The sequence below is a fragment of the Streptomyces sp. OZ13 genome, assembly GCF_052068155.1.
Classification (GTDB): Bacteria; Actinomycetota; Actinomycetes; order Streptomycetales; family Streptomycetaceae; genus Streptomyces.
Genome location: NZ_JBQHCZ010000005.1, coordinates 357,090 through 374,014, shown reverse-complemented (window position 1 = coordinate 374,014; position 16,925 = coordinate 357,090). Strand labels below are relative to the sequence as shown.

The window sequence follows — 16,925 nt, the reverse complement described above, 5'->3', positions numbered from 1 at the left end:
TGCCCTCCGCCACTCACAGTGGCCAAGCGGCCAGCAAATCACCCGGGCCGTAGGCGGCGTCGAGCCCCGGACAGTCGACTCCGCTGCGCGAGACCGCCGCGACCGGAACAGGCTCGCCGGTGAGGGCGGCCCGGTGTCGATGGAGAGCTGCCAGGTCGTGCCGGTCGAAGGGCGACTGCTCCAGCCACTTGATGGAGCCGACGAAGAGCAGATCCTTGGCGATGGGAGCGCGGTCCGCCCCGACGATGTCGATCTCGACGTCATTGGTGCGGGTCCAGTAGCCGCCCACTGCGGGGGCAGCGGGCAGCCGGTCGTCGGGCAGTATCCGCGCCAGGGCCTCGCGGACAAGGGGCTCGACGGCTCGGCCGCGCCAGCTGGTCCAGTTCTCCCGGATGCGCGCCAGGGTCAGATCGCCCCGCCCCCTCTCGATCTCCTCCATGGACGGACCGAGCAGGTGCAGCCAGAACCGCAGGTAGGGATCTGTCACCCGGTAGCGACGGTCCTTCGACGGACGCAGCGATACGGGCAGCTCCGCGGCGACGATCCGCTTGTCCGTGAGCAGTTCCAACGCCCGCTGCAGCGGCGTGGCCCCGATCCCGCCGGCCGCGCGGGCGATGTTGGTGAAGGTCCGCTCGCCACTGCCGATCGCCGCGAGCACCGTACGCGCCTGAGCCTGCGGCGGGAACTCCGCGGCGAGCGAGCGTTCGGCCGATACCAGCAGGGCGGAGACCGGATCGTTCAGCGCCTCGCCCAGGAAGTCCCACAGCCCTGCGCCGTGCGGCCACTCCGCGCAGATCAGCGGCAGCCCGCCGGTGACCAGCGCGGCGTCGAAGGCTTCGGCCGGATCCAGTCCCAGCATCCGCCCGACCTCGGCGGGATTCAGCGGCCCGAGCACCATCTCCCGGCCGCGCTGGTGGAAGGGGCGTCCATAGCTGTTCAGCGCCTCCATCATCGACAGATCCGAGCCGATGAGGACCAGCAGCACGGGCTTGGTCTCCAGCACACGGTCCCAGGCCCGCTGCAGCATGCCCTCGAATGCCCCGCCGGTATCCATCAGATACGGGACCTCGTCGATGACCAGCACACTCGCCCGGTCGGCGGGCAGCGCCGCGGCCAGCACATCGAACGCCGCGTCCCAGCTCTCCGGCCGCGCGGCGGCCACCAGGTGCGCCAGCGGCAGCGTCGACGCCTGGGCGTCCCGGGCCAGCCGGGCCAGATCATCCGCCGGGGACGCACCGGTCGCCGCGTAGAACAAGAACGGGGCTCCGGAGCGCTCCGCGAACCGCTCGACGAGTCGCGACTTGCCCACCCGGCGCCGCCCGCGCAGCATCACGCACCGACCGGGCCGCTCCCCTCCGACCTGCGTCGCCACTTTCTGCAGCTCGCGCTCCAACGTCGCGAGCTCCTGCCGACGGCCTACGAAATCCGCCACGGCTGTCGACCTCCACGCATGACACTAACATCGATGTTACTAACATTAAGATTAGCAGGGGCCCGTCACGCTGCGGGCTCGGTTGGGTCGGGGGCCGCCGCGTGGACGGGCCGGTCCGGGCCCTACGGAAGACGGCACGGGCATCCCGTGTGAGGCGGCGGCCCGCCGGACCCAGCACGGGAAACGGCGAGTGGCCGGCTCCCGGAGGAGCCGGCCACTCGCAAATCACGTTGCCTCAGACGTTGAAGCGGAACTCCACCACGTCGCCGTCCTGCATCACGTAGTCCTTGCCCTCCATGCGCGCCTTGCCCTTCGCGCGGGCCTCGGCGACCGAGCCGGTCTCGACCAGGTCGGCGAACGAGATGACCTCGGCCTTGATGAAGCCCTTCTGGAAGTCGGTGTGGATCACGCCGGCCGCCTCGGGGGCCGTGGCGCCCTTCTTGATGGTCCAGGCGCGGGTCTCCTTGGGGCCTGCCGTGAGGTAGGTCTGCAGGCCCAGGGTGTCGAAGCCGACGCGGCCGAGGGTCGCGAGGCCCGGCTCCTCCTGGCCCATGGACTGGAGGAGCTCGAGCGCCTCGTCGTCTTCCAGTTCGATCAGCTCGGACTCGATCTTCGCGTTGAGGAAGATCGCCTCCGCCGGGGCGACCAGGGCGCGCTGCTCGTTCTTGAAGTCCTCGTCCACGAGCTCGTCCTCGTCGACGTTGAAGACGTAGAGGAAGGGCTTCGTGGTCAGCAGGTGCAGCTCGTGGAGCAGGTCGCCCTGCTCGGTGCCCTTGGTGATGCCCGCGGAGAACAGCGTCTGGCCGGACTCGAGGATCTTCTGCGCGGACTCGACCGCGGCGAGGACGGCGACCTTGTCCTTCTGGAGGCGGGACTCCTTCGTCAGGCGCGGGACCGCCTTCTCCACCGACTGGAGGTCCGCGAGGATCAGCTCGGTGTTGATCGTCTCGATGTCGTCCTTCGGCGAGACCTTGCCGTCGACGTGCACGACGTTCTCGTCCTTGAAGGCACGGATGACCTGGCAGATCGCGTCCGACTCGCGGATGTTCGCCAGGAACTTGTTGCCCAGGCCCTCGCCCTCGCTCGCGCCGCGCACGATGCCCGCGATGTCGACGAAGTCGACCGTCGCGGGGAGGACGCGCTGCGAACCGAAGATCTCCGCGAGCACGGCGAGGCGGGAGTCGGGGACGCCGACGACGCCCACGTTCGGCTCGATGGTGGCGAACGGGTAGTTGGCCGCCAGCACGTCGTTCTTGGTCAGGGCGTTGAACAGGGTCGACTTGCCGACATTCGGCAGACCGACGATTCCGATCGTGAGCGACACGTTGGCGACTTCCTGACGTGGAGGGTGATGACTGGCGGGGCCTTGCGGCCCGCGGTGAGTGGGGCCGATCCACCAGTTTACGGGCGCGGCGGACGGACCAGCGACGGCCTTCCGCGGTCCTCGGGGGCCCACCCGGAGTCGAACGCAGCCCCAAGGTCGTCCAAAGGGCGTGTCTAGTGACGGTTTCGTACCTCTTGGCGACCTAGTTTGTGCGGGTGGAGCAGCACAGGACAGGTCGCCCCCAGCCGCGGCAGCAGCCGCCGGCTCCCCTCCCGGCACCGGGCACGCTCGCCGACGCCACCGTGTATCCGGTGCCGGCCCGCCCGCCGCGCCCGGTTCCTCCCCTGGTGCTCGCGCTGCGCCGGCTGCCGAACCCCCGGCTGACCGGTCTCGGCGCGGGCCTGTTCGCCGCCGCCACATTGCTGGCGCTGGGCGCTCTCGACGAGTTGCTGTTCGACGGTTCCGCGATCTTCTACGGGCTGCTGTTCCTGCCCGTGAGCGCGCTCACCGCGCTGTGGGTACGGGAGGCCGACCTGGTCAGCGCGCCGATCATCGTGCCGATCGCGTTCACCGTCGGGATCGTGCCGCTCTCCGGCGGCAGCGGCGGGTTCGGCGGGCAGACGATGGCGGTGGTGACGGCGCTCGCCGTGCACGCGGGATGGCTGTACGGCGGAACGCTGGTCGCCGGGGTGATCACCTGCGTACGGAAGGTGCGGACCATGACGCGGCGGCACCGCCGCGGGCGCGGGCCCAAGGGCCCGACGGGCCCCGCCCGCCGCGGCTGAGGCCCGCTCGCACGTTCCTCACCACGGCCGGGGCCCGGCCCCGGGTACGGCTCACTTGCCGGCGGCCGCCATCGCCGCGCCCACGATTCCCGCGTTGTTCTGCAGTTCCGCCGGAACCATCTCGGCGCGCACGCCCTCGATCAGCGGCAGGAACTTGTCGGCCTTGCGGCTCACCCCGCCGCCGATGATGAACAGCTCCGGGGAGAACAGCATCTCCACGTGTGCCAGATACTTCTGCACCCGCCGCGCCCAGTGCTGCCAGGTGAGGTCGGCGTCCTCCTTGGCCTTCGTCGAGGCGCGCTTCTCCGCGTCGTGGCCGCCCAGCTCGAGGTGGCCCAGCTCGGTGTTCGGGACCAGCCGGCCGTCGACGAAGAGCGCGCTGCCAATGCCGGTGCCGAACGTGAGCATGATGACGGTGCCCTTACGGCCGCGCCCGGCCCCGAAGGTCATCTCCGCCACACCGGCCGCGTCCGCGTCGTTCAGGATCGTGACGGGCAGACCGCCGAGGCGGCCGCTGAGGAGCGAGGCCGCGTCCTTGTCGACCCAGCCCTTGTCCACGTTGGCCGCGGTGCGTGTGACGCCGCTGGTGACCACGCCGGGGAAGGTGATGCCGACCGGGCCGGTCCAGCCGAAGTGGCCGACCACCTCCGCGACGCCGTCGGCGACGGCGTCCGGCGTCGACGGGTGCGGTGTCAGGACCTTGTGGCGCTCCTGCGCCAGATCGCCGCGGTCCAGATCCACGGGAGCGCCCTTGATCCCGGACCCGCCGATGTCAACTCCGAAGACGTTCATGGACACAACGTTAAGGGGCGGAGCTGACGGTCACTGCCCTGACGGGTCGGCCGACATCGCGGCGGCCTCGGCGCGCAGGTCCCTGCGGAGCTCCTTCGGCAGCGAGAAGGTGATCGACTCCTCGGCCGCCTTCACGATCTCGACGTCCTCGAAGCCGCGCTGCGACAGCCACTCCAGCACGCCCTCGACCAGCACCTCCGGCACGGACGCGCCCGAGGTGACACCGACGGTGGAGACACCGTCCAGCCAGGCCTCGTCGATCTCGTCGGCGAAGTCGACGAGATGAGCGTCGCGGGCGCCGGCGCCGAGGGCGACCTCGACGAGGCGGACCGAGTTCGACGAGTTCTTCGAGCCGACGACGATGACCAGGTCGGCCTCCGCGCCCATCTGCTTGACGGCGATCTGGCGGTTCTGCGTGGCGTAGCAGATGTCGTCGCTGGGCGGCGAGATCAGACCGGGGAACTTGGTCTTCAGGGCGTCGACCGTCTCCATCGTCTCGTCGACGGAGAGGGTGGTCTGGGACAGCCAGACGACCTTGTCGGGGTTGCGGACCTCGACGTTCGCCACGTCTTCCGGGCCGTCGACCAGGGTGATGTGGTCGGGCGCCTCACCGGACGTGCCGATGACCTCTTCATGGCCCTCGTGGCCGATCAGGAGGATGTCGTAGTCCTCCTGGGCGAACCGCACGGCCTCCTTGTGGACCTTGGTGACCAGCGGGCACGTCGCGTCGATCGTCGCGAGCTTGCGCTCCGCCGCCTCCTCGTGGACGGTCGGGGCCACTCCGTGCGCCGAGAACATCACGATGGATCCCTCGGGAACCTCCGCCGTCTCGTCGACGAAGATCGCACCCTTCTTCTCGAGCGTCTGTACGACGTACTTGTTGTGGACGATCTCGTGGCGGACGTAGATGGGCGACCCGTACTGCTCCAGGGCCTTCTCCACGGCGATCACGGCACGGTCCACACCTGCGCAGTAGCCGCGGGGAGCGGCGAGGAGGACGCGTCGGGCAGGAGGCGTAGCAGTCATGTGCCCCATCGTAAGGGCCACGCGGTGAAGGCTCGGATCGGACACCGGCAGCAGACCGCCGGTACCCGCGTGGGTGTTTTCCACTCCTGCGGTGAACGCGCACGGGAGTTCAGTCGGTGACATCGGGAACGTCCAGGCGGTCCGGGAGTGTCAGGGGCGGCGCGGGAGCGGGGGCGGGTGCGGTGGTGGTCACGTCAGGCCTTCCTGTTCGGATGAGCGGAAGCGGGCAAGGAGCGCCGGGGTTCAACCCCGATCGGAAGTGGGTTCAACCCCGATCGGAAGTGAGGGAGTGGTCCGTGTGCGGTGATGGAGTCGCTGCCGCGCCGACGCGACCGCGCAGCAGGTGGATGCCGGTTCCGGCGGCGGCGAGCAGAGCGATGAGGGCCGCAGCGACGAGGGCGCGGCGGTAACCGTGGGCCAGGGCGGCGGGTCCAGGGGTGGCCCGGTCGACGGCGGGGTTCGCGAGGGTGGTGAGGACCGCGAGCCCGAGGCCGCCTCCGACCTGCCGCGAGGTGTTGATCAGTCCGCCCGCGATGCCGGCGTGCCGGGGCTCCACCTCGGCGATGCCCAGCGCCGTCAGGGGCACGAAGGCAAGGCCCAGGCCCGCGCCGATCAGTACGGACGGGCCGAGCAGGTCGGTGAGGAGAGCGCCGTCGACCGGCAGCCGCGCGAGCCAGAGCAGCCCGGTCGCGAGCGTGATCAGGCCGGGCAGGAGCGTGCCCCGCAGCCGCCCCGCACCCCAGGACGCCGCCATGAGGGCCGCGGCGAGCGGGACTTGGGTGAGACCTGCTTCGAGGGGCGAGTAGCCGAGGACCTTCTGCTGGTAGAGCGGGAGGAAGAAGAACGTGGCGACCCACACCGCTCCGAGCAGCAGCATCAGGAGGTTGCCCGTCACCGCCGAACGGTTGCGCAGCAGCGCCGGGGGCAGCAGCGGGTCCCTCGCGCGTCGCTCGATCGGCATCAGCGCGAGAAGCAGCAGCACTCCTGCTGCCGGAACGACGAAGTCCGGCAACGGCGTCTCGCCCCTGGCGCCCAGGCCGTGGACGAGGAGAGTCAGGCCGGCCGTCACGACGAGCGCGCCGGGCACATCGAGGCGTGCGGTGCGCCGCCGTTCGCTCCGGGCCAGGAGAAGAGGGGTGGCCACGAGGCCGGGAAGGGCGACGAGGGCACTGACGGCGAAGACCGCCCACCAGCCCAGGGCACTGGTGAGCACTCCCCCGAGCAGGACACCTGCGGCTCCGCCCGCTGCGGAGGCTGCTCCCCAGATACCCAGGGCCCTTCCACGGCCGGGCCCCGCAGGCCGGTGGGCCAGCAGGATCGCCAGGCCGGCCGGTGACAGCAGGGCTGCTCCGATGCCCTGGACCGCACGGGCCGCGACGAGCGGTCCGGCACCAGAGGGAACGCTCGCGGCGACGGAGCCGGCCGCGAAGACGAGAAGACCCGCCAGGAAGGCGGTGCGGTGGCCGAGCACATCGGTCAGGCGGCCGCCGACGGGCAGGAGGGCCCCGAAGGCGATGAGGTAGGCGTTGACGATCCAGGCCATACCTGTCGGCGTCAGGCGGAGGTCCTGCCCGAGAGCGGGCAGTGCGACGTTCACGATGGAGGTGTTGAGCACGACGAGGAACTGCGCACCGGCCAGCAGGAAGAGGACGGCGCCCGGGCGGTGCGGGGGCGGTGCGGGCGTCTGGATGGACATGATGCCTTTCGGGGCTGGTTCGGGCGGGTCACGGCCCCGACGGGGGCATGGCGCTACGGGCCGTCCGGGGTGACGGCCGGGCCGCCGGCGGGCGGCGGGCGGCGGGCGGCGGGCGAGGCGGCCCTTGAGGCCGGTGGCGAGGGCCTGCGGCACGGGCCGAGGGCGGACACCGATGGCGGGGGGCGCTGTTCACCAGGTGCTCACTGCCGCTGCCGGGCCGCTCGCATCGGGCAGGGCACGGCCCGCCGGGGGCGGGCCGAGGGCCGGGCCGGCAGCCAGGAGCCCGGTCGCGCCCGCGGTCAGGGGCGCGTGCCGCCCTTGGCGGGCTCGGGGTGGCGCCGCTCCTCGGCCCGCTGCTTGAGGTTGTGCAGCCAGTGGTCCAGAGAGGCGTCCAGCGCTCCCTGGAGGTAGGCGGTATCGGCCGTGACGGGGTCGCCGGTCCAGGATTCCTCGGTGTGGACGTGGACTCCGTCCTCGGTCCGGGTGAAGGTCCACACATGGACGGCCGTGATGCCGTGGGCGGGCCCGCCCCAGACGATCCGGCGCCCGGGCTGCACCTGCTTGACCGTCGAGGTGATGTTGTCGAGGCCCTCGGTGGACCACACCCACGAGGAACCCGGACGCAACGGTCCCGGGGTCTGCTTGACCGAGGAGCTGACACCCGGCTGCCAGTCGGGCCACCCCTCGACGTCCGTCTGGATGCGCCACACGCGGTCCAGCGGCGCGTGGATGACGATGTCGTCACGGGTGATCACCGGGGCCGTCTCGTCGATCCCGACCGGCGCGGGTCCGCCGCTCCCGAGGGCCAGAGGCAGCGCGGCAAGGAGCGCGGTGGCGAAGGCAAGCATGATGGTTCCTCCAACAGGTCAAGGGATGAGGCCGGGCATGAGCCCGGACACGGTGTGGTCGATCACTCACTTGTCACGCCTGCGAGCGCGTCGACTGAAGAGCGCCGAAGCAGAACGCGGGAAACGCCTGGAGAATAACGAGGGGCACCGATAGCCAGCCGCCCCTTCGGATGTGAGTAGTCAACCACTCCCTTTCTCGTGACGTCAACCACTCCCCCACCAAGGCGCCGGCGCACGCCACCACGGCCGACGATTGACACGGAAAAGCATGAGTGATTGAGTACTCACATGAAGACGGAGCGGCGCCAACTGTCCACAGCCGAAGAACGCCGGGAGACGGTGCTGCGCACCGCCATCGGGGCCTTCGCGGCCCGGGGGTACTTCGGGACCACCACCACGGAGGTGGGCAAGGCCGCCGGCATCTCGCAGGCCTACGTCTACCGCCTCTTCCCGAACAAGGAAGCCCTGTTCACCGCGGTCGTCGAGCACTGCTTCGTCAAGGTCCGCGCAGCGCTTGAAGGCGGCGCAGCGAACGCGGGGAGCAGCTCACCCGAAGCCGTACTCACCTCGATGGGTGACGCCTACGCCCGGCTGATCAGCGACAACGACCTCATGCTCGTTCAGCTGCACGCCCAGGCCGCCGCGGTCTCCGAGCCGGCGATCAGGGAGGCGGTCCGGGCCGGTTACGCCCGCACGGTCGAGTACGTCCGCAGCGCGTCGGGAGGCAGCGAGCAGCAGGTGCAGCAGTTCTTCGCCACCGGCATGCTCTGCCACCTCCTGGTCTCCATCGACGCCGAGGCGATCTCCGCACCCTGGACCCGCACCCTGACCGCCGGGATCACGCACTACTGACACGCCCCCTCGACAGGCGGCCGCATGCCGGCAGACCCAGCGGCCGCCCATTTTTTTCGCCCCACCTAGTGAGTGTTCAACCACACACATCAGCCTGCCTCTACAGGCCCTCCTCCGAGATCGAGGTTCAATCATGGCTGCCAAGCCCTATCTGACCGGTCACTACGCCCCCGTCGCCGACGAGATCACCGCCACCGAACTGACCGTGGAAGGCACACTGCCGCCCGAACTGACCGGTCGCCTGATCCGCAACAGCCACAACCCCAAGCCGGGTATCACCCCCACCCACTGGTTCAAGGGCAGCGGCATGGTGCACGGCGTCCGGCTGAACCGGGGCCGCGCCGAGTGGTACCGCAACCGGTGGGTCCACACCCCCGCCCTGGACGGTGCCCCCTACATGACGGACCGGGGACCCGACCTGACGGCCAGTACGGCCGGAACGCACGTCATCGAACACGGCGGACGGCTCCTCGCCCTCTCGGAGGCGGCGCTGCCCTTCGAGTTGACGGCGGACCTGGAGACGGTGGGCGCCTACGACTTCGGCGGCAGGCTCACCTCCGCCATGACCGCCCATCCCAAGGAGGACCCGGCCACCGGCGAGCTGCACTTCTTCGCCTCCTCCCCGTTCCCTCCGTTCCTGATCCACCATGTCGCCTCCGCCGACGGCCAGGTGCTGGACAGTCAGGAGGTGCCCGGCGCGAGCGCCGCGCTGAAGCACGACTTCGCGATCACCGAGCACCACGTGGTCTTCCTGGAGGGTTCGGTCACCTTCGACCCCGCCGAACACTCCGGAATTCCGTACAGCTGGAGCGACGCGCACGCCTCGCGGATCGGGGTCATGCCGCGCGGGGCGGGCGGCGCACGGCAGATCCGCTGGTTCGAGATCGACCAGGGGTACGGCATGCACTTCGCCAACGCCTACGAGGACGCCCGCGGGCACATCGTCGTCGAAGGCCCCACGGTGGGTCGCGAGGGCTGGCAGCGCTCCTGGAACTGGTGGGTCGGCGCCGCCGACCGCGGCGCCGAGCCGAACTCCGGCTCCCGCAGCCGCCGGTGGACCATCGATCTGGCCGCCGGCACCGTCGAGGAGCAGCAGACCGACGACCTGACGGTGGAGTTCCCCACCATCAACGACAACTTCACCGGAAGCGAGCACCGCTTCCAGTACGCGCTGTCGTTCCCCGACGACCTCGGGATCGGCAACCACACCCTGGTGAAGTACGACCGCACCACCGGCGCCCGTCAGCTGCTGCCGTTCGGCACCGGTCAACTGCCCAGCGAGGCGGTGTTCGTGCAGGCGGAAGGCACCGAGGGTGAGGACGAGGGGTACCTGCTGACCGTCGTGAGCGACCTGAACGCCGACGCGTCCAAGATGATCGTCCTCGACGCCTCCGACCTCACTGTGCCCCCGGTCGCCACGATCCATCTCCCACGGCGGGTGCCGGCGATGATCCACGGCTCGTGGATCCCCGACACCGCCCTCTGACGGGCGCCCGGACGTCCGGCACCACCACCGCCACTCCCCTGCCTTCCCGTCTCGCCGCACCACAACAAGCCATCAGCCACCGTTCATTCGTGATGAGGAGCATTTCCATGACCGACTCCCAAGGCCGCACCACCGCCGCGCTTTCCCGGCCCCGGGCAACAGCGGTCTCCCCGCTCGCGCCGTCGACCGTCAACGAAGCGGTGCTGCCCGGGGTCGTCGACCCGGACGGCATCCAGGTGCGTACCCGGCCCGCCCGGCCGGCCGGCCCCGGGCAGGTGGTGCTGGCGATGGAGGCCGCCGGGGTCTCCTTCGCCGAGCAGCAGATGCGCCGCGGCAAGTACTACGACCAGCCGCCCTTCCCCTTCGTCCCCGGCTACGACCTCGTCGGGCGGGCCGTCGACGCGGGAGAGGGCGTACCGGGCGACCTGCTGGGGCGGCGCTTCGCGGTCCTGACCAAGACCGGTGCCTGGGCCAGCCACGTCACCGTCGACGCCGGTGACGTGATCGAGGTACCCGAGTCGGTCGCCTCCGCCGATGCGGAGACCTTCGTGGTCAACGGCATCACCGCCTGGCAGATGCTCCACCGCCTCGCGGGGATCCGGACCGGACAGACCGTCCTCGTGCACGGCGCGAACGGCGGCGTCGGCTCCACCCTCGTGCAACTCGCCCGCATCGCCGGCGTCCGGGTCGTCGGCACGGCCTCGGCCAAGCACCACGACGCCGTGCGGGCGCTGGGCGCCACTCCGGTCGACTACCGGGCGCCCGACCTGGACGAACAGCTGCGCGCACACGCTCCGCGGGGGTACGACGCGGTGTTCGACCACGTGGGCGGCGAGGGCATCGTCGCTTCCTACCGCCTGCTCGCCGCCAAGGGCACCCTCGTCTCCTACGGCACCGCCTCGACCCGCGACGTCCAAGGCTCCTCGAAGGCCCCGGTCCTCAAGCTGTTCGCCCGCCTGATGCTCTGGAACGCGCTGCCCAACGGCAAGAGCGCCCACTTCTACAACATCTGGGCCGGCCGGCGCAGGCTCGACACCTTCCGCGCCGCGCTGCGCGGCGACCTGACCCAGGTCTTCCAGCTGCTCGCCGACGGCGCTCTCACCCCGCAGGTCGCCGCCCGCGTCCCGCTCGCCGAGGTCGGCGAAGCGGTGCGGCTGGCCGAATCCGGCACCGTGGTCGGCAAGGTCGTCCTGGTGCCGTAGGCGGCCGGCGGCGAAGAACGGGGCGGCACCGGCATCCAGCGTGCTTCGGACCGGTCCCCGCTCGCGGAGTGTGACGTACGTCTCGGGAACCCCGCTCGATGGATCGACAGCTGACTGAGGTGACAACAACCATGCGCGCGCGCATTCGAGCGGGGGATCCACAGGCCTTCGCGGAGCTCTTCGACCAATACGCGAAAACCGTCTACAACCACGCCTACCGGCTGACCGCCGACTGGTCGGCCGCCGAGGACATCGTCTCGGCGACGTTCATGGAAGCCTGGCGCGGCCGCGGGCGCCTCGAGGCGGAAGGCGGGAGCGTACGCCCGTGGCTGCTGGGCATCGCCACCAACCTCGTGCGCGCACAGTCGCGCAGCAACCGGCGTTACAAGGCGGCCGCCACCGCGGCCGCCCGCGCCACGGGCGCCGGGCAAGAGGCGGCGGTGGCCGATCACGCCGAGGAAGTCGCCGGCCGCCTGGACGACCGTCACCGCCTGGCCGCCACCGCGAGCGCACTCGCCGAACTGCGGCGCACCGAACGGGAAGTGCTGAGCCTGTGCCTGTGGCAGGGCCTGGACTACGCCACCGCGGCACAGGTCCTCGGCGTCCCGGTGGGCACGGTGCGCTCCCGGCTCTCCCGGGCCCGCAAGAAGCTGCGGAAACTCGCCGACGCACAACTCCCCGGCGCCTTTCGGGAACCCCGGCCGGTGAATCGACAGACAAGAGGGGACCGCACGATCGCGGCCCGGCCCGCACAGGAAGGAACCCGGTGAACATGCGTCAGTCCCGTCCGAGTCACTCCCGCCTCACGCCTGATGAATGGCTCGAGAGCGAGCAGCTGCTCTCCCCCGAGGAAGCCGACCTCCCCGCAGGCCGCCATGCCTTTCACAAGGAAGCTCTCATGGCCTTCATCCAGCAGGACGCCCGATCCACGACCGCCGCCTCCGCCGCTCCCCCGTCCGCGGCGCCGGTGCGCCGCAGGCTTCTGCGCCCTCTGATCGTCCTGCCCGTCGCCGCGTGCTCGCTGGCCCTCGTGGCCGCGGGCGTCCTCACCTTCACCGCAGGCGGCGAGGCCGGCGACGGATCGGCCGCCGGGCCGGCGCTCACCGCCACGGTCGGTGCGGGCACGAGCGCGGGCGTCCCGCAGCTCCTGGACCGGATCTCCCTCGCCTCCGCCGAGAGCCCGCAGGTCGAGGTCCGGGCGGGCCAGTACGTGTACGTCGAGAGCAAGGTCGCCACCACCTACGAGAAGACGGTCGGCGACAAGACGACTCTCGCCAGCGACGGGATCCACCGCCGCCAGGTGTGGAACTCCACCGACGGCACCAAGGGCTGGCTGATCGACCCGGCCGTCTCCCCGCCCGGCGGCGAGAAGCTCGACCGGACCAACGAGAAGGGCGAGAGCGAACCGGCCCGCCTCAACGCGCCCACCTACGACTACCTCGCCACCCTGCCCACCGACCCCGACACTCTCCTGGCGAAGATCTACAAGGAGACCAAGGGCATGGGCAACAGCCCCGACCAGCAAGCCTTCACCACCATCGGCGATCTGCTGCACGAGTCCCTGCCGCCCGCCGAGCTGAACACCGCCCTGTACAAGGCAGCCGCCAAGATCCCCGGCGTCGTCCACGTCGAGGACGCCGCCGACGCGATCGGCCGCCGCGGGGTTGCCGTCGCGCGCCTGGACGAGACGTCCGGCGCCCGCACCGAATGGATCTTCGACGCCAAGACCTTCACCTACCTCGGCGAGCGCACGATCCAGGTCCGCCCCGACGGCGGCGACTCCGGCCTCATCAAGCCCGGCACCGTGATCTACACCGAGGCCGTCACACTCCGCCAGGTCGTCGACGAGCTCAAGGAGACCCCCTCCTCCGGCGCGTGAAAGGTGTTCTTGATCCCCGGCCGTGACGCGGGTGCGGCCGGGGATCCGGTCGTGCTCGAAGGCTGCGGGTGACCGGCTTCTCGTACGGCGCACGGTAAGCGGGTCAGGAACACGACCGACGCGAACGCCCCTGCCGTCGGGGGCTTCTCCACCGGCACCGCGCTGCCGATGACAGCGGGGAGGAACAAGAACGCCGGCCGAGCGGGAGAGAACCCCATGAGACGAGCCACCACCCAGGAACCCCGCCCCGGAAAGGTGCCCGGCGGCAGCGAGCTGCGGCGCACACTCGGGTTCCGCGACCTGGTCGTCTACGGGCTCCTGTTCATAGCGCCCATGGCGCCCGTCGGCGTGTTCGGCACCCTCGACGCCAAGTCGGGCGGCGCGGTCGCCCTCGTCTACGCCGTCGCCACCCTCGCCATGGCCTTCACCGCCGTGAGCTACGCGCAGCTGCACGCGAGCGTGGTGGGCTGGTTCGTGGTCCGGCGGCAGGACGGCCCCCGGACCGGCTGCGGCATCTGCTGGTGCCGGTGCTGGGCGCGGGCGTGCTGATCGCGGTGATCGTGGAGGCGGCGGCGTCGGCGCAGGTCGTGGGCGTCGTGTGGCTGGCGATCGGGCTGGTCGTGCTGGCGTTGCAGCGGCGGCGGCGCGAAACGCTGTCCGGCGGGCAGCGCTAGGGCTCCGGGCGCGGCGCCCCCGGCGCAGGAGCAGGAGCCCGACGGTCCGGTCCGGGGGCGCCGGAGTTGTCCGACGCGGCCGTTACGCTCGGCGCATGGCTATCGACACGTCCGCGGAATCCCCTCTGCCGGTCGGCGAGGTGTCACGGCTCATCGGCGGCTGGATCGACCGGCTCGGGGCGGTCTGGGTGGAGGGACAGATCACCCAGCTGTCGCGGCGTCCGGGCGCCGGTGTCGTCTTCCTGACTCTGCGCGACCCGTCGTACGACATCTCGGTGGGCGTCACCTGCTTCCGGCAGGTCTTCGACGCCGTCGCCGACGTGGTGGCCGAGGGCGCCCGGGTCGTCGTGCACGCCAAGCCGGAGTGGTACGCGCCGAGGGGGCAGCTGTCGCTGCGGGCGGTCGAGATAAGGCCGGTCGGCATCGGTGAACTGCTGGCCAGGCTGGAGCAGTTGAAGCGGTCGCTCGGCGCGGAGGGGCTGTTCGCGCCGGACCGCAAGAAGGCCCTGCCGTTCCTGCCGCACCGGGTGGGACTGGTCTGCGGCCGGGCGTCCGCCGCCGAGCGGGACGTGCTGGAGAACGCGCGCAGGCGCTGGCCGCACGTCCAATTCGAGGTGCGCAACGTGGCCGTGCAGGGGGTGCACGCCGTGGCGCAGGTGGTCCAGGCAGTGAAGGAGCTGGACGCGCTGGACGACGTGGACGTGATCATCGTGGCGCGCGGCGGGGGCAGCGTGGAGGACCTGCTGCCCTTCTCCGACGAGCAGTTGGTGCGCGCGGTGGCGGCGTGCTCGACGCCGGTCGTGTCGGCGATCGGTCACGAGCCCGACTCACCGCTGCTCGACCTGGTCGCCGACCTGCGCGCCTCCACGCCGACCGACGCGGCGAAGAAGGTCGTCCCGGACGTGGGCGAGGAGCTGGTCCGGGTGCGGCAGCTGCGGGACCGGGCGCTGCGCACCGTGCAGGGGCTGCTGGACAGGGAGGAGCGCGGTCTCGCGCACGCGCTGGCCAGGCCGTGCATGGAGCATCCGCAGCGGATGGTGGACGAGCGCGCGGCCGAGGTCGACGCCCTGGTCGCCCGGAGCCGGCGCGTCCTCGGCCATCTGCTGGACCGCGCGGACTCGGAGCTGTCCCACACCCGGGCGCGGGTCGTCTCGCTGTCGCCCGCCGCGACGCTGGAGCGGGGTTACGCGGTGCTCCAGCGCGCCGACGGGGCGGTGGTGCGCTCGCCGGACGAGGTGACCGCGGGGGACCCGCTGCGGGCGCGCGTCGCGGAGGGCGAGTTCCCGGTGCGGGTCGGCGAGTGACGCCCGCGGTGTGCGCCGGTTCTGTTGTCGTAACTCCTACATAGGGTGGATCGCATGGCTGCCAAGACGGAAGAGGCCGCGCTCGGTTACGAGCAGGCCCGTGACGAGCTGATCGAGGTCGTGCGCCGGCTGGAGGCCGGCGGCACCACGCTCGAGGAGTCGCTGGCGCTGTGGGAGCGCGGCGAGGAGCTGGCGAAGGTGTGCCGTCACTGGCTCGAAGGCGCTCGGGCGCGCCTGGACGCGGCGCTGGCGAAGCCGGAGGAGGACGGGGCGGCCGACGGCGGGTGAGCGCGCCGCCGGCGGTGCGTGGGCGTGCCGGGGAGACGGACGCGGGCCGCCGACGTTGCGTGACCGTGCCGGGGAGACCGACACGGGGCCGCCCTGGGCGCGTGGGCGCCACCGGGAGACGGACGCGGGGCCGCCGTCGGCGCGTGGGCGGACGCGCATGCGCCCTCGGCGCGTTTCGGCTTCGCCGGGGAGACGGAACGCAGGGCCGCCGGGACCGCGGGCGGGTGAGCGGTCGCCGAGGCGGCATGGGACGGCGGAGACCGACGCAGGGCTGCCGTCAGCGTGCCGGCGCCACAGGGAGACGGACGGACGGCCGCTCTCGGCGCGTCGGCTTCGCCGGGAGGCCGAGGCAGGGCCGCCGGGACCGCGGGCGGATGAGGGGCCGCTGGGGCGCGCCGTCGCAGACGGGCGCGGGTCGGGGGAAGCGCGCGGCGGCGGGTGTGAGGGCCGCCGAGGCAGCGCAGGACGGCAGAGGCGGACGCCGGGCCCCCCTCGGCGGGTGGCGGACGCAGTGCCGCCCGGGTCGAGGCGAGGTGCCGCCGTGCCAGTGTGAGGACGGTCACATTCCGCATGTAGTTGAAATTTAATTCAACCCGGCGCGGTTGGCAGCCCCCGTAAGGCTTTTTCACGCACGCGGAAGGTACGCCCCATGTCCCTCGTTCTTGACCCCGTCGCCCAGGACCTCCTCTTCCGTGAGGCCCGTACGGCCAACACGTTCACCGACGAGCCGGTGACCGAGGAGCAGGTCCAGGCGATCTACGACCTGGTCAAGTTCGGCCCGACCGCCTTCAACCAGAGCCCGCTGCGCGTGGTGCTGGTCCGCTCCGCCGAGGCCCGTGAACGCCTCGTCGGCCACATGGCGGAGGGCAACCAGGCGAAGACCGCTTCCGCCCCGCTGGTCGCGATCCTGGCGGCCGACAACGAGTTCCACGAGGAGCTTCCGTCGCTGCTGCCGCACTTCCCGCAGGCCAAGGACATGTTCTTCAGCGAGCGCCCGGTCCGTGAGCAGGCCGCCGGCCTGAACGCCGCCCTCCAGGCCGCGTACTTCATCGTCGGCGTCCGCGCCGCCGGCCTGGCCGCCGGCCCGATGACGGGCTACGACGCCGCCGGCATCCAGAAGGAGTTCCTGGACGACGACCACACCCCGCTGATGGTCGTGAACATCGGCAAGCCGGGTGACGACGCCTGGTTCCCGCGCTCCCCGCGCCTGTCGTACGAGGACGTCGTCACCACCGTCTGAGCGACGCGTCCCACGGGCCCGCAGCGGCACACGCGGCCCCGCACGCACACGAAGGCCGCCGCACCCACACGGGTGCGGCGGCCTTCGCCGTACGGGA

General features: G+C 71.4%; 16 protein-coding genes and 1 pseudogene. 11 read left to right on the top strand and 6 right to left on the bottom strand.

The window, feature by feature from the left end; genetic code table 11:
• Positions 1–13: 13 nt before the first annotated feature.
• Together ACTMTU_RS15170 and ychF are read right to left on the bottom strand one after the other, a co-directional pair.
• On the bottom strand, positions 14–1,432 hold the full coding sequence (locus ACTMTU_RS15170) for an ATP-binding protein (RefSeq protein ID WP_441264002.1): 1,419 nt from the start codon (positions 1,430–1,432) through the stop codon (positions 14–16).
• 235 nt (positions 1,433–1,667) lie between these two features.
• A complete protein-coding gene (ychF, locus tag ACTMTU_RS15165) occupies positions 1,668–2,756 on the bottom strand; it encodes a redox-regulated ATPase YchF (RefSeq protein WP_441264001.1) in 1,089 nt (362 codons plus the stop codon).
• A gap of 215 nt (positions 2,757–2,971) precedes the next feature.
• On the opposite strand from ychF, the gene ACTMTU_RS15160 reads away from it, so the two are divergent.
• On the top strand, positions 2,972–3,541 hold the full coding sequence (locus ACTMTU_RS15160; RefSeq protein WP_441264000.1) for a DUF6542 domain-containing protein: 570 nt from the start codon (positions 2,972–2,974) through the stop codon (positions 3,539–3,541).
• A 51-nt stretch (positions 3,542–3,592) separates the two neighbouring features.
• Here the strand turns inward: ACTMTU_RS15160 and ppgK are convergent, their stop codons facing one another.
• The 4 genes from ppgK to ACTMTU_RS15140 form a co-directional block, all read right to left on the bottom strand.
• On the bottom strand, positions 3,593–4,333 hold the full coding sequence (gene ppgK / locus ACTMTU_RS15155; RefSeq protein WP_441263999.1) for a polyphosphate--glucose phosphotransferase: 741 nt from the start codon (positions 4,331–4,333) through the stop codon (positions 3,593–3,595).
• A gap of 30 nt (positions 4,334–4,363) precedes the next feature.
• Complete coding sequence (locus ACTMTU_RS15150) at positions 4,364–5,368, bottom strand: 4-hydroxy-3-methylbut-2-enyl diphosphate reductase (protein WP_441264230.1); 1,005 nt, start codon at positions 5,366–5,368, stop codon at positions 4,364–4,366.
• A gap of 256 nt (positions 5,369–5,624) precedes the next feature.
• Positions 5,625–7,055 (bottom strand): MFS transporter, encoded by a 1,431-nt coding sequence (locus ACTMTU_RS15145; RefSeq protein ID WP_441263998.1) that lies wholly within the window; start codon positions 7,053–7,055, stop codon positions 5,625–5,627.
• Positions 7,056–7,354: 299 nt separating this feature from the next.
• Positions 7,355–7,903 (bottom strand): SRPBCC family protein, encoded by a 549-nt coding sequence (locus tag ACTMTU_RS15140; protein ID WP_441263997.1) that lies wholly within the window; start codon positions 7,901–7,903, stop codon positions 7,355–7,357.
• Between the two features lie 288 nt (positions 7,904–8,191).
• On the opposite strand from ACTMTU_RS15140, the gene ACTMTU_RS15135 reads away from it, so the two are divergent.
• From ACTMTU_RS15135 to ACTMTU_RS15090, 10 genes and pseudogenes are all read left to right on the top strand, one after another.
• Entirely contained in the window at positions 8,192–8,755 is a 564-nt protein-coding gene (locus ACTMTU_RS15135) for a TetR/AcrR family transcriptional regulator (protein ID WP_441263996.1), read from the top strand.
• A 133-nt stretch (positions 8,756–8,888) separates the two neighbouring features.
• Positions 8,889–10,241, top strand: coding sequence for a carotenoid oxygenase family protein (locus ACTMTU_RS15130; RefSeq protein WP_441263995.1), 1,353 nt, complete (start codon positions 8,889–8,891; stop codon positions 10,239–10,241).
• Positions 10,242–10,348: 107 nt separating this feature from the next.
• Positions 10,349–11,443, top strand: coding sequence for a medium chain dehydrogenase/reductase family protein (locus ACTMTU_RS15125; RefSeq protein WP_441263994.1), 1,095 nt, complete (start codon positions 10,349–10,351; stop codon positions 11,441–11,443).
• Positions 11,444–11,574: 131 nt separating this feature from the next.
• Positions 11,575–12,213 carry an RNA polymerase sigma factor gene (locus ACTMTU_RS15120; RefSeq protein ID WP_441263993.1) on the top strand — a complete coding sequence of 213 codons (639 nt, stop codon included), beginning with the start codon at positions 11,575–11,577 and terminating at the stop codon, positions 12,211–12,213.
• A gap of 2 nt (positions 12,214–12,215) precedes the next feature.
• Positions 12,216–13,322, top strand: coding sequence for a CU044_5270 family protein (locus ACTMTU_RS15115; RefSeq protein WP_441263992.1), 1,107 nt, complete (start codon positions 12,216–12,218; stop codon positions 13,320–13,322).
• Between the two features lie 216 nt (positions 13,323–13,538).
• Positions 13,539–13,772: pseudogene (locus ACTMTU_RS15110) on the top strand (amino acid permease); the annotation flags it as partial.
• 92 nt (positions 13,773–13,864) lie between these two features.
• Positions 13,865–13,996 (top strand): hypothetical protein, encoded by a 132-nt coding sequence (locus tag ACTMTU_RS15105; RefSeq protein WP_441263991.1) that lies wholly within the window; start codon positions 13,865–13,867, stop codon positions 13,994–13,996.
• A gap of 95 nt (positions 13,997–14,091) precedes the next feature.
• Positions 14,092–15,300, top strand: a complete 1,209-nt coding sequence (xseA, locus tag ACTMTU_RS15100; RefSeq protein WP_441263990.1) for an exodeoxyribonuclease VII large subunit — start codon at positions 14,092–14,094, stop codon at positions 15,298–15,300.
• A gap of 54 nt (positions 15,301–15,354) precedes the next feature.
• The gene (locus ACTMTU_RS15095; RefSeq protein ID WP_356623254.1) at positions 15,355–15,588 is read left to right on the top strand and encodes an exodeoxyribonuclease VII small subunit; all 234 of its coding nucleotides are present in this window, start codon (positions 15,355–15,357) and stop codon (positions 15,586–15,588) included.
• A gap of 649 nt (positions 15,589–16,237) precedes the next feature.
• Entirely contained in the window at positions 16,238–16,828 is a 591-nt protein-coding gene (locus ACTMTU_RS15090) for a malonic semialdehyde reductase (protein WP_005312557.1), read from the top strand.
• The last annotated feature ends 97 nt before the right edge of the window (positions 16,829–16,925 follow it).